Source organism: Phycicoccus jejuensis, from assembly GCF_000720925.1.
Taxonomy (GTDB): domain Bacteria; phylum Actinomycetota; class Actinomycetes; order Actinomycetales; family Dermatophilaceae; genus Phycicoccus; species Phycicoccus jejuensis.
This window is the reverse complement of record NZ_JOEE01000054.1, coordinates 1-450: the sequence shown is the minus strand read 5'-3', so window position 1 is coordinate 450 and position 450 is coordinate 1. Positions and strand designations below refer to the sequence as shown.

1 protein-coding gene is annotated in these 450 nt (G+C 69.3%); it reads right to left on the bottom strand.

Translation table 11 applies throughout. The features are described from left to right. Nucleotides 1-410: acyl-CoA dehydrogenase family protein (locus IG69_RS0119580; RefSeq protein WP_211251054.1), on the bottom strand; the 410-nt coding region annotated here is incomplete at its 3' end. Nucleotides 411-450: the final 40 nt, after the last annotated feature.

Sequence of the window (450 nt, the reverse complement as noted above, 5' to 3'; positions counted from 1 at the left end):
TCGTCGAGCCGCCGAGCGACACCCTCCGCGGGGGCCATCGCCCCCTCGGCCTCCACCAGCAGCCGCACCCGCTCCGACTCGGGCACCCGCTCGTTGAGCAGCACTCGTTCCACCAGCGCACTGGCAACCCCGAGATAACTCCCCGTCATCAGCAGCTCGAACCAGACCAGGCCCGCGGTCTGCAGTTCGTCCAGGCGCCCGTCCAAACCGGAGGTACGCACGAGCAGTTCGGGCGGCACGAGCACATCGGTGAGGGTGACCTGGTCGCTCTCGGCCCCCGACAGGAAGGAGCTGGACCAGAACCCGCTGACGTTCACGCCCTCGCTCTCGGCCGGCACCAACGCCACCGCCAACTCATCGCGCGCGCCCAGCTCACCGGGTACCAACACACTGGCGGTGAGCAGATCCATGGACCGGGCGAGACTGCACGGCCGCTTCACCCCGCTGATC